Consider the following 12,190-nt stretch of genomic DNA (forward strand, 5'->3'; position numbering starts at 1 on the left):
CAGTTAAACAAATTAAGCTAATCCATGCTGTGGTAACACGGCGAATTTAAGGTAACGGAGAATAGTATGGCCGGGCGTGAACTAAGCCACTTACAACAACTGGAAGCTGAGAGCATCCAGATCATTCGTGAAGTTGCAGCCGAATTCGATAATCCTGTGATGTTGTATTCCATCGGGAAAGATTCTTCCGTTATGTTGCACTTAGCGCGTAAAGCCTTTTATCCAGGCAAGATCCCATTCCCGCTGCTGCATGTCGATACAGGTTGGAAATTCAAAGAGATGATCGCGTTTCGTGATGCGCAGGCAAAGAAATTTGGCTTCGAGTTACTGACGCACATTAACCCAGAAGGGTTGGCGCAGGGGATTAACCCCTTCGACCATGGCAGTGCGAAACACACTGACATAATGAAAACCCAAGGTTTAAAGCAAGCACTTAACCAATATGGTTTCGATGCGGCTTTCGGTGGGGCTCGCCGCGATGAAGAAAAATCTCGCGCCAAAGAGCGCGTGTATTCCTTCCGCGACCGTCACCACAGATGGGACCCTAAAAACCAACGTCCAGAATTATGGCGCACCTATAACGGCGCAGTGAACAAGGGCGAAAGTATTCGCGTGTTCCCACTATCTAACTGGACTGAACTGGATATTTGGCAATATATTTATCAAGAAAACATTGAGTTAGTGCCTTTGTATTTTGCCGCTAAACGTAAAGTGGTTGAGCGCGGTGGTCAGTTAATCATGGCCGATGACGAGCGGATGAAGTTAGCCGAGGGCGAGCAGATTAAAGAAGAAGTGGTGCGTTTTAGAACCTTAGGTTGCTACCCACTCACGGCCGCCATGTATTCTGAGGCCGACAGTCTAGAAAAGATTATTGAAGAAATGCTGTTAACCCGTTCGAGCGAACGTCAGGGCCGATTGATCGACTCAGATCAAAGTGCCTCGATGGAGCAGAAGAAGCGTCAAGGCTACTTCTAATATCTTCAGGGTTAAGCCTATTTCGCGAAGGTGGCGCTAGTCAGTGCGACCTTCAGCCAAGCAGATCAAGAGTGAGAATAAGATGGACAAAGCGGTCAATAAAACCAATCTCATGGCGGCAGAAATTACCCTCCATGGTGTGAAAGAATATCTAGCCCTGCAGCAGCACAAAGGTTTACTGCGCTTTTTAACCTGTGGCAGTGTGGATGACGGCAAAAGCACTTTAATTGGCCGCCTGTTACACGACAGCGCGCAGATCTATGAAGACCAATTGGCGAGCCTTAAGAGCGACAGCGCCAAGATGGGCACCACAGGTGAAGCGATTGACTTAGCTTTGCTGGTGGATGGTCTGCAAGCCGAACGCGAGCAGGGCATCACTATCGATGTGGCTTACCGTTATTTTTCAAGTGATAAGCGCAAGTTCATCATCGCCGATACGCCAGGGCATGAGCAGTACACTCGCAATATGGCGACAGGTGCATCGACCTGTGATTTAGCGGTGATTTTAGTCGATGCCCGCTACGGCGTGCAGACTCAGACTAAGCGCCATGCGTTTATCGCGTCATTACTCGGTATTCGTCACTTTGTGGTTGCCGTGAATAAGATGGATTTGCTGGGGTTTGATGAGCAAGTATTCAATCGTATTCGTGCCGATTTTACGGATTTCGTTAAAGATTTCGGTAATCTCGATATCCACTTTGTGCCCTTATCCGCGCTTAATGGTGACAACGTGGTTGAGCGCAGTACCCAAAGTGACTGGTATCAAGGTGGAACACTGCTTGAACTGCTAGAAACCATTGATACTCAACGCGAACTCAGTGCATTGCCCGTGCGTTTCCCTGTGCAATATGTGTCGCGTCCTCACTTAGATTTTCGCGGTTTTGCGGGCACGTTAGCCTCTGGCATCATCAAGGTCGGCGACGAGTTAGTTGCGTTGCCATCGGGTAAATGCAGCAAGGTTGAACGTATTGTCACCTTCGATGGTGATCTAGAGGAAGCGGTTGCAGGCCAGGCTGTGACTATCACGCTGGAAGATGAAATTGATATTTCCCGTGGCGATTTACTGGCAAAACCCGACTCAGCTCCCGCCGTCGCTAACCTGATCAGCGCTGATATAGTGTGGATGGATGAAAAGCCATTACAACTCGGTCAGTTATACGACATCAAAGTGGCCGGTAAGAAGACGCAAGCCTCTGTAACAGCTATCGATTATGTGGTTGATGTTAACACCTTAGCGCGCAGTGCGACGGACACGCTTGGGTTAAACGCGATTGCCCGTGTGACCTTAGAACTGACCGAAGACATAGTATTTGATGCCTATTCGTTAGTACGCGATACCGGCGGAATGATCTTAATCGACCGTCTTACTAATGCGACGGTTGCCGCGGTGATGGTGGTGTCGGGTCAACATATTAACAAGCAAACAGCGTCACAATTTAGTGCCTTTGAAGTCGAGTTTAATGCCTTAGTGCGTAAACACTTCCCCCATTGGCAAGCGATAGATATCACTCAGCTTGGAGCTTAATTTGTGAGTGACTTGTGGCAATTAGCGATTATTTTGATAGGGCTTGTGGCTGGCTTAATTAGCGGCCGTATCAACCCAGCGGTATTGTTTTTATTTGCATTTTTGCTCTGTTATCTCTTGGGCATGGTTGCGCTCGATACCGCATTAACAAGCTTTACCAATATTGGCTTAGTCACACTTGTCCTGTTGGTGTTGGCCGCGACGGCGTTAGAAAAAACGTCCCTGCTGGGAAAGTTGAGTCAAGTCATAGGCAATAGTTCTTTGCCTATGACAATGGCAAAGCTCGGTTTTTCGACGGCTTTGCTGTCGTCATTTACCAATAACACTGCAGTTGTAGCATCACTGATTGGTGTTGTGCGCCGCAATCAGGCACACGCGCCGGCTAAGTTATTATTGCCGTTAAATTATGCGGCAATTTTAGGTGGCACACTGACCCTGATTGGTACCTCGACCAACTTGATTGTGAACTCCTTTGTAGAAAACGCCGGCTTACCCGCCTTAGGGTTCTTCGAGTTTACGCCAGTTGCAGTGGTGATCGTTGTCGCGGGTATATTGTTACTGACCTTACTGGCGAACATTCTGCCCGACAGACGGGAAGAGTCAGGTGAAGAAGCGCTGCCATATTTGCTCGAAGCCCATGTGGCGAAAGGTTCGTCCTTGGTCGGTCGCAGTGTGGTGGATAATAAACTTAGGGCGCTGAAAAAGTTATATCTGGTTGAATTAGAACGCAGTGGCATTTGTATTTGCCCTGTGCCGCCCCAGTTAGTGTTGCAAGCGGACGACGTGCTGCGCTTCAGTGGCGCGGTGGAATCGGTTGAGTTATTGCACCAATTCGATGGTTTAGATTGGTTTGGTAAACATCAAGCCAAAGGACAAAATTTAGTTGAAGCTGTACTCGCACCGTCATCCAGTTTAGTGGGCAGTTCGTTGAAAGCATCGCGTTTTCGTGAGCAATTTGATGCGGCTGTGATGGCCATTCGCCGCGGAAATCATCCGCTGAAGGGCGGACTCGGTGACATTATTCTGCAACCCGGTGATGTGTTGTTATTGACGCCAGGTGATGGTTTTAGCAATAGCGCAAAGCTGAGTTCAGAGTTTGCAGCGATCAGTGGCTTAGATTTGAATGTGCGTCTAGACAGTCGTCGTGGTCGTTGGGTATTGCTGGGCTTTGCGGCAACGATCATCCTGAGTGTCACTGGCATATTACCCTTGGCTAAAGGTTTAGTGATATTGCTGCTCAGTTATTTTGCCATAGGCGCAGTCACACTGGCTGAGCTTAAACGCCGTTTCCCATTGGAATTAGTGGTGATCGTGGGGAGTGCGTTAGGGCTTGCCAACTTGATGATGAGTACTGGCCTTGCGAACAGTTTAGCCCAAGGATTACTCTCAGTTATTAACGGTTATGGGGTATTTGGCGCTTTTGTCGGCGTGTATTTAATGACCTTATTGCTGACTGAACTGGTGACCAATAACGCAGCGGCGGCGCTGGCGTTCCCTATCGCTTACGCGATTGCGCTTAATTACGGTGTCGATGCAAGGCCCTTTATTATGGCCGTTGTCTTTGGTGCCAGCGCGAGCTTTATTTCACCCTACGGCTATCAGACCAATTTGATGGTATTTAATGCGGGTAATTATCGCTTCAGTGACTTTGTCCGCCTTGGATTGCCGTTATCTGTGCTGTATTCCCTGATAGTGATATTTATGGTGCCGATCATCTTTCCATTTTAGTGATTAGCTTGAGTTTATTGCCCTTATGTTAGCGGTTAGTCAACATGGGGATTGAGGAGTTTTTATGACAAATATCGTGTGGCATCAACATCCTGTAGACCAAGCGGCCAGAGCCGAGCAGAAAGGCCAAAACCCAGTACTACTTTGGTTTACCGGACTTTCTGGCGCGGGCAAGTCAACACTAGCGGGTGCATTAGAGCGGGCGTTATTTGAGGCGGGATTCCACACTTATTTGCTCGATGGTGATAATGTGCGCCATGGCCTGTGTAAAGATTTAGGGTTTACGGTTGAAGACCGTGATGAGAACCTGCGTCGTGTGGGCGAAGTGGCTAAATTGATGGTGGATGCGGGGCTTGTGGTGTTATCAGCCTTTATTTCCCCGACCCGTGAAGAACGTGATGGTATTCGTGCCCGTTTTCCTGCAGGGCAGTTTATTGAAGTGCATGTAGCTACGCCTTTGAGTGTGTGCGAGCAGCGTGATCCTAAGGGGTTGTATGTGAAAGCGCGCAGTGGCGAAATTAGCAATTTCACTGGTATTTCATCACCTTATGAAGCGCCATTAGCCGCCGAATTAACCATAGATACCAGCAAAGGCGATTTAGTGACTCAAGTGCGTGCATTAATCGATTATTTAACGGCGATCAATGTCATTAATGCCGATAAGGCAAAAGCGCTAGCTTAACATTTAGCCCTTATCTTGCTTAAAAGGAGCCTTTAGGCTCCTTTGTTATTTCTGGGTTTTACTGCTTATACCATTGATTGATTATTTTTTATGGCGTGAGCATTATTCTATTTTAAAGTCTTTAGCAAATAAGAGCTGCAGAGCCTTCAAGTATTCTTGATCCGGCTTAGGCTGTACTAGTTGGGCCAGTTCATCACCAATCGGTGTTAAGCGATAATAGCTAAAAAGCAGATTACCGCTCTTGGGCGTAAGCTTCATTTGTATGCCTTGCAGGGCAAATTGAATCGGTGTTTTGTTATTGAGTAGGCCGGTTTCGAACTCACTGCTGTGAAGTATTCCCGCATCGACTAAGGTCAAAATACTGGAATAAGGTAGCCCAAACTGGGATAGGCCTAAATTGACTGAGGTGGTTTTACGGAAATACTGGCCAATCCCACCTGACAAGCGGTAGCCACTGATGAGTTTTAGGCGCTGCTCGTTATTTACCTTCGCCGCCATGCCAAGGGCTTTTTCAAGAATTTGTGCTTCCCTGTGAGTCAGTTGCTTGAGCAGCGCTAGGGTACGTAGACTGAAGTTTCCCGGATTCACTATCTCGCTCGACAATATCCGAGCCCATAAATCTTGCATCTTGCGGTTATGGATTTGTTCCGCCATCAAGAAAAATTGATGGCTCCAATCGGGATCAAGATCGACCCCAGTGACATCTGAGTGGGTATAACTGAGGGCTAAGGCAAAAATGGTTTCCACATTGGCCTGATATTCGCTCGATAACTTGCGTGCTCTATGTTGAGCTCGCTCGGCTATTGAGGCGTTCGCAGGGCGATATTCTTGCTCACTGGCGAGCCCTAATTGGCGACCGAGTAGCAGGGCTTTTTTGCGAGCGGATACCTCGGATGCTGACTCGCCTTCTTCTGCCAACAGTAAAATATCTGAATCCTTCATCGCGTTATTAATCCTTGAGCCTGCACTGTGGTTGAGGTGAGGGTTTAGTGAACTCTTACATTCGGTTGTAGCTTACTTTAGATGATCATCTCTTTAGTTTAGCATCTCGTTAAGCCAATTATTTGGTTCGTTATTATGCTGTTTTATTTAACGACTTTAGCAATTGATGTCGCACTTTTAGTTGGCCAAGACCATAAGGTTTCATTACCCGGTTCAGGATGGCGCGGCACATTCAGCGCTAGTATTAACGAACATACGGCAAAGCCCGCCCCTATGTAAAATACAAAGGCAGGATCGGTTAACCATAATAAGCCCAAAAGCACAGGAATAATCACAGCGGCTATGTGGTTTATGGTGAAACTGACCGACATAGTGGCGGCAATGTCTTTGCTGTCGGCGATTTTTTGAAAATAGGTTTTCATCGCAATTGCCATCGCAAAAAGTAAATGATCGATGACGTAGAGTGCTGCCGCCATATTGGCTTGTTCGACTAGGGCATAGCTGATAAAGACTAAGATGAGTCCAATATATTCCACAGTAAGCGCATTACGCTCACCAATACGTCCAATCAAACGACCAATAGCAGGCGCAAACAGTAGATTAACGGCATAGTTGATTAAGAACAGCGCAGTGATTTCACTGACGCTATAACCAAACTTTTCAACCATCATAAAGCCCGCAAATACCATAAAGATTTGCCGCCTCGCACCTGAAAAAAAGGTGAGCAAGTAATAGAGCCAATAGCGTTTACGCAGTATGATTTTTTTGTGTTGTATTTCCGTTGTCTCAAACTTGGGGTAATACCATGTTATGGTTAGTACAATGATGAGACCTAATACGCCTATAATCAAATACATATGCAGGTAGTCTAGCTTCAACCAAGTCATTACTAGCCAAATACTGGCATAACCGACTAAAGCAGCCGCCGAACGCCACGCCAGTGCTTTCCCCATAAATCCAGCCGCGTCTTTTTTTTCGACCCATTGCAGCGTTAGCGATTGGTTGATGGTTTCAAAATAGTGAAACCCGACAGACATCAGCACAGTCGTAAGATATAGGCCTATGACCTGAGGAAAGAAACCTGTTACCGCTACGCCGATACATAAAATGGCGAGCGAGAGTAGGGCGAAGGCTTGTTCTCGAATGAGCAGTAGCACAAAAATCGCCGTAAAAGCCAAGAAGCCGGGGATTTCGCGCAGGCTTTGTAACATGCCGATTTCAGCACCAGTGAATTGGGCTTTCTCAATCACGAAGTTGTTGAGTAATGCCTGCCAAACGGCAAACACGAGCGACATAACAAAGGTCATCCACAGCAAGAGTGCTTTAGGATCTTTTGCTTGAATAGCTTTCATGGATAAGGGACTCAGGCGATAAGTGTTCAAATGCTAATGCTTTTTTCTTAGGTTGGCTATATAAGGTGTGACTTATCCCTTTCAATTTTGTAACAATGTTTAGGCGAATTAACTCTCTAGGTTACAAAGACGCTAAAGCGAGAATATACCTAAGGCGTTATTTTTGTGAGGCAGTTAAAACAACCGCATATACTTGGGGTGTTTGGCGCTAAGCCCGTGATCTATTTCATGTAAATTGGCGGGTAAATCACCTAGTATGAAATATCTTAATTGTCATTTTACTTTTGCATACCAAGTTAAATTCCACTGGAATGCCAATGACTCTGAGTGTCCATTGCTACTTTTAGCGCATTTAGTCTGAGCGTTGTGATGTCATTTGATATGCCGAACGGGCATAGAGAGTCGAAATTAAGTCGCCTGCACCGTCTTTTCTAGGCCGCTTATTGTTATTTTGCTTGGGATTAATCGAGGCTAAATTGAAAAGAATTCTTATCATTTACTCTAGTGTTCACGGCCAGACCCAAAAGATTGCTAAAAAGCTCGCACAGCAGTTAATGGCTTTGGGGAATGAAGTGGTTACTGCCGATATCAAGGCCGCTCCAGTGCTCACTGAGTTCGACAAAATCATCATAGGCGCCAGTATTCGCCATGGTAAACATAACCCAAGTTTGTACGAGTTTATTGAAAAGCATCAAGCCGTATTGACGGATAAGGTCAGTGGTTTTTTCTCTGTCAGCTTAGTGGCACGTAAACCCGAGAAAAACACCCCAGAGACCAATCCTTACATGCAGGCATTTTTAAGTAAAACCACTTGGCGGCCACAATTGCTGCGCGTTTTTGGGGGTAACTTGAATTACCAAGGCTATAACGCTTTAGATAGAAATATTATCCGTTTCATCATGTGGTTAACGAAAGGACCTACGGACCCTGTTACCAATGTTGAATACACGGATTGGCAGAAAGTGACTGAGTTTGGTGAGCAGATCCACAACGCTTAAGCTTGATATCAAATTTCGGTGCTTCATTTAGCCCTATTCTATTCGCGCCCTGAAAGCGGTATGTATGCCTTAGTCACAAGGGCAAAGGAGCATTAAATATGATCAGTATGATGACTAAACTTCGCTCCTTATGCCGAGTCATTATGGCGCAACTGCATGTGTGGATTGTCGTGTCGACGAGCCTACTCGTGTGTGCCAGTCCGTGGATTTTTATGGGCCGACGGATACCCGATAACGCCAGTTTTTGGGATTATTTGCATGTATATTTAGGTTTAGCGTGCACTGTGCTTGGGATTCTTTTTTTACTCAGTAATACCTTGCGTGGCAAGTGGCACCAATACTTTGGCTGGTTGGCGGGCGATTGGGCACAGTTAAAGCAAGATATTGTTGGACTTGCTAAAGGCAAATTCCCCGTCGCTGGTGGCAAAGGGCTGTTTAGTGCCATAGAAGGTATCGGCATGCTGTTGCTAGTGGCTACAGGGGTTACGGGCCTCGTTTGGTTTATCGTTCAAGGGACGCCAACGGCACTGACATGGCGTGGTTATCATCAAGTCTTTGCGCAGGCTTTTATTGGTTTCTTGGTCCTACATCTCGTCTTGGCTGCGAGCCATATTCTTGATTTTATTCGGCAATAAACTGCAGAACCCATATTGAGCGCTTATATCGATAGCTTGGATTGAACACGCATAAAAATGGCCTCCTAATTTGGAGGCCATTTTTTATTTCAACGATTGTTTTAAATTAGCTAAGACGTTGCTGACGGGTCACACCAATTGCGGCGGCGAAGACTAGAAATAACCAGCCTAGACTGCCACCCGATGAGGTTTTAGCGGGGGCGGCATCTTTCTCAACAGCAAGGTAGTTAATTAACCCAATTAACTCATCTAAGGTTTTGATACTGTTTAAATTTACCGCATATTTATCGTTCACGATAAAGGCGGGTACGCTGTCGATTTTGAATTCATTCTGCTGGGTGCGCCACAGGGAAAGCTTTTCATTAGTGCTTTTGCTATCGGCTAATTCATCGTATTTAGCAGCATCGACACCCAATTGGGCGAAGACTTTTTTGATGTCATCACGGCTGTTAATTTGCGGCTCGTGCTGATGGCCAGGTGCACTATGATCGTGGCCGTTTGCGCCCTCTGCACCTTGGATTGCGGTAAACATGGCATGGGTTAAGGCGTCTTTGTTATCAACGCTTTGGATCACGGCTAATGAACGCATCACTTCGGTGCCAATGTCGCTATTCATAAAGTCGACATGCTTATTGTCGAAACTTATCTGTTTGTTGAGGTTCGCCTTGATATCAGGCAAATAGTTGGTTTCCATATTGAAGCAGTTATGGCAATAAAATGAATAGAATTCAGTGAGTTTTGGTTCGCTGCTAGGCGCTTTGGTCGAGATTTGAGTGTAATGTGTGCCTTCAACAAAATTGGCGGCAAAGGTGCTCAATGGTGCAATCGCTAAGGTTACAGCCAAGGCTAATTGTTTAATCATAGTTTCCTCAAATTCGGTGGGATTGAATTCACAATGTCAGTCATTGTTATCGTTGACATTCAACGGTCAACATAAGAGATAGAGTGAGCTTCAACCTAGGAGTTAAGCTAGCCAAAATGGCAGCGTTGACACATAGGTTCAGGTTAAATGGAAAGGCTTAATTATGACTGAATTGGCATGAAGCTAGTAGGCTAAATCTGTGATCTCAATGGAAGTTTTACCTTAGATTTGGCAGGACTGTAGACAGGATCGCATCGCTAAGTCGGTGCATGTTGATTAAAGCCCAGTTCTGCATCATCACAGGCTAAATTCTTACGCAATATCCCTAAGCGACTGCCAAGCTTCGCACACCTCGCGAAAACGCGCCGCATCGCCATCGGGCCTGTCTGGGTGCCATTTGAGCGCTAAACGACGCCATTGCTTGCGGATATCACGGGCGGTAGCACTCTCGTCTAATTCGAAAACTCGCAGCGCGTTACCTTTGTTCATCAGATTGATATTTAAGCCAATATAGCTCTTATAATTGCTCCAGAATGCCTCAAGTAATTCTCGTACTACGTTTTCGCTGGTGTCGTAGTTATTCCAATCGAGGTAATACTCACGCAGGGAAGTATCTTGCATTATCAGCAGGTTAACGTTTGATGGTACTAGGCGGAAGATTTGAATTTCCATGGCTTTGACTTGTAGCCATTGCTTGGGTAGTAATATTTCCTGTAGTTCAAACAGGGCGTTCATCAGTAGGAAGTTACGTTTGAATAAATCGTTACCCGGATTTTCATCAAGCTGGTGGATCAGCCCTTGGGTTTGTAATTCAGTGGCTAAGTGATGGATTTTCCAACTTTGATTTGAGGCTTGTAAAACCGTAAGCAACGGCCAGATCAGTGGGTTATCGCCCTTAGTGTTTGCAACTCGAATCGATTGAGATTCTTCAGTGAGTGAGGGTTTGGCAAATAACATACTGACTGTCCCATCCTAAATTGTGAGTGTTACCAATGCGCTGATAAAACCGCTGTGCTGCAACAAAGATGACTCGAAAGGCGACGATAAATGATCATTCACTAAGTTGAGCCGCAAACTATGCCACAGAGCCAAAGTGTAGGCAAAGATGAATTTTAGAGCAATACCGTGATGGTTTACTCCTACTTTAGATGGTTTCTCGGCGTAAATAAGCCGTTAACAGCAGTGAGGTTTTAGGGGAAGGCAGTTAAGAGATGGCTAGTTTTAGACATGATGCCCTTGTTTATATCACATAAAATCAAGGGCATGATTATTTTCACATAGAGTGAAGGACTAGATCTCGGTGAAGATCACTTCTTGATCTAAGCGAGATTTAGGCAATTTAGCGTTGAAATCATTTTCTGAGTGATAACCCAAGGCTACAACCACGCAGGCACCTAGACCTTGCTCTCTTAAGCCTAGGACTTGATTCATTTTAGTGGCATCAAAACCTTCGATCGGACACGCATCAATATCTAATACACTTGCACCGAGCATTAAAGTGCCAAGCGCTAAGTAGACTTGTTTTTCCATCCAATGCTGGGCATCTTTCAGCTCAAATTTATGCATATTAGCGAAGAAAGAGCGGCCATTATGTTGGCCTTGCTTGGCTTCTTCATTAGCAAAACGGCCATCCTTCGCTTCTTGCTCGAGTACTTGCAGTAAGTGTGCTTCATCTAATTGAGCACGAGCACAGAGTACGAGTACATGGGAAGCATCGAGAATTTTTTGGGTATTAAACGCATAGTTTTCGGTCGCTTGGGCAACTAACGCTTTACCTTCCGCCGTACTCGCTAACACAAAATGCCAAGGCTGTGAGTTAGTCGATGATGGGCTGTACTGCAATAAGGTTTTGATTTCTGCTATTTTATCCGCAGGAATCGTCTTAGTTGGATCAAAGGCCTTAGTGGTGTAGCGCTTTTTGGCGAAGAAACTTAAATCACTCATGTAACGGCTCCAAATCATTAAGGAATACAAATTTAATGGCAGCATTTTAAGCAGGTTTAAGTAAAAAACAATGTGATCAAGGCAGGTATTAGTTTCAAAAAAAATTTGAAACTGGGTGCTTATGCGTACTAGACAAAGCTTATGTGTGATGGAGTCGATGGCATGAAGTTTCAGACAATCCCAATTATGCGGATCTTTGATGAAGATAAAGCCAAAGAGTTTTACCTTGGCTTTCTGGGGATGGAATTAGATTGGGAACATCGCTTTGAGGATGGCTACCCGATTTATATACAAGTTTCACTTGGCAATTTTGTTTTGCACTTGAGTGAACATTCAGGCGACTGTACTCCTGGCTGTAAGATTTTTGTGAATGTGAGTGAACTTGATCAATTGTTTGCTCATGTGACTTCTAAACCATATAAATACAACTAACCTAGTATTGAAGATGCGCCTTGGGGCGATCGTTGCTTTACTGTAACAGATCCGTTTTCAAACAGGATTTTGTTTAATGAAGCTGCAGACACATAACAGAGTGAGGCATTCGAGA

At 45.4% G+C, this 12,190-nt stretch carries 11 protein-coding genes and 1 pseudogene; 7 read left to right on the forward strand and 5 right to left on the reverse strand.

All coding sequences use genetic code 11. The annotated features are described in order from the left end of the window. Positions 1–66 precede the first annotated feature (66 nt). The 4 genes from cysD (at position 67) to cysC (ending at position 4,910) form a co-directional block, all read left to right on the forward strand. Positions 67–975, forward strand: coding sequence for a sulfate adenylyltransferase subunit CysD (gene cysD / locus L5L94_RS04835; protein ID WP_105251586.1), 909 nt, complete (start codon positions 67–69; stop codon positions 973–975). Positions 976–1,057: 82 nt separating this feature from the next. Next, a complete protein-coding gene (cysN, locus tag L5L94_RS04840) occupies positions 1,058–2,500 on the forward strand; it encodes a sulfate adenylyltransferase subunit CysN (RefSeq protein ID WP_011788280.1) in 1,443 nt (480 codons plus the stop codon). A 3-nt stretch (positions 2,501–2,503) separates the two neighbouring features. Beyond that, on the forward strand, positions 2,504–4,228 hold the full coding sequence (locus tag L5L94_RS04845; protein ID WP_263161563.1) for an SLC13 family permease: 1,725 nt from the start codon (positions 2,504–2,506) through the stop codon (positions 4,226–4,228). A gap of 64 nt (positions 4,229–4,292) precedes the next feature. After that, positions 4,293–4,910, forward strand: coding sequence for an adenylyl-sulfate kinase (gene cysC / locus L5L94_RS04850; RefSeq protein ID WP_105251589.1), 618 nt, complete (start codon positions 4,293–4,295; stop codon positions 4,908–4,910). Between the two features lie 102 nt (positions 4,911–5,012). Here the strand turns inward: cysC and L5L94_RS04855 are convergent, their stop codons facing one another. Beyond that, positions 5,013–5,852, reverse strand: coding sequence for a TIGR03899 family protein (locus L5L94_RS04855; RefSeq protein WP_028761753.1), 840 nt, complete (start codon positions 5,850–5,852; stop codon positions 5,013–5,015). Between the two features lie 143 nt (positions 5,853–5,995). After that, complete coding sequence (locus L5L94_RS04860) at positions 5,996–7,204, reverse strand: MFS transporter (protein WP_263161566.1); 1,209 nt, start codon at positions 7,202–7,204, stop codon at positions 5,996–5,998. 476 nt (positions 7,205–7,680) lie between these two features. Between L5L94_RS04860 and hemG the strand changes: the two genes are divergently transcribed. Both hemG and L5L94_RS04870 read left to right on the forward strand, forming a co-directional pair. Further along, a complete protein-coding gene (hemG, locus tag L5L94_RS04865) occupies positions 7,681–8,202 on the forward strand; it encodes a menaquinone-dependent protoporphyrinogen IX dehydrogenase (protein ID WP_113939252.1) in 522 nt (173 codons plus the stop codon). Between the two features lie 107 nt (positions 8,203–8,309). Further along, positions 8,310–8,837 (forward strand): cytochrome b/b6 domain-containing protein, encoded by a 528-nt coding sequence (locus tag L5L94_RS04870; RefSeq protein ID WP_263161931.1) that lies wholly within the window; start codon positions 8,310–8,312, stop codon positions 8,835–8,837. Between the two features lie 106 nt (positions 8,838–8,943). On the opposite strand, the gene L5L94_RS04875 is transcribed toward L5L94_RS04870, so the two are convergent. The 3 genes from L5L94_RS04875 to nfsB all read right to left on the reverse strand — a co-directional run bounded on the left by L5L94_RS04875 (position 8,944) and on the right by nfsB (position 11,643). Beyond that, on the reverse strand, positions 8,944–9,699 hold the full coding sequence (locus tag L5L94_RS04875) for a DsbA family protein (protein WP_263161569.1): 756 nt from the start codon (positions 9,697–9,699) through the stop codon (positions 8,944–8,946). A 312-nt stretch (positions 9,700–10,011) separates the two neighbouring features. Continuing rightward, positions 10,012–10,656 carry a DNA-J related domain-containing protein gene (locus tag L5L94_RS04880; protein ID WP_131524261.1) on the reverse strand — a complete coding sequence of 215 codons (645 nt, stop codon included), beginning with the start codon at positions 10,654–10,656 and terminating at the stop codon, positions 10,012–10,014. A gap of 333 nt (positions 10,657–10,989) precedes the next feature. Beyond that, positions 10,990–11,643 (reverse strand): oxygen-insensitive NAD(P)H nitroreductase, encoded by a 654-nt coding sequence (gene nfsB, locus L5L94_RS04885; RefSeq protein ID WP_219233801.1) that lies wholly within the window; start codon positions 11,641–11,643, stop codon positions 10,990–10,992. A gap of 162 nt (positions 11,644–11,805) precedes the next feature. Here nfsB and L5L94_RS04890 point away from each other — a divergent pair. Continuing rightward, positions 11,806–12,171, forward strand: a pseudogene (locus L5L94_RS04890) (glyoxalase superfamily protein). Positions 12,172–12,190 lie beyond the last annotated feature (19 nt).

It is taken from the genome of Shewanella sp. SM21 (assembly GCF_025654335.1).
Taxonomy (GTDB): Bacteria; Pseudomonadota; Gammaproteobacteria; order Enterobacterales; family Shewanellaceae; genus Shewanella; species Shewanella oncorhynchi.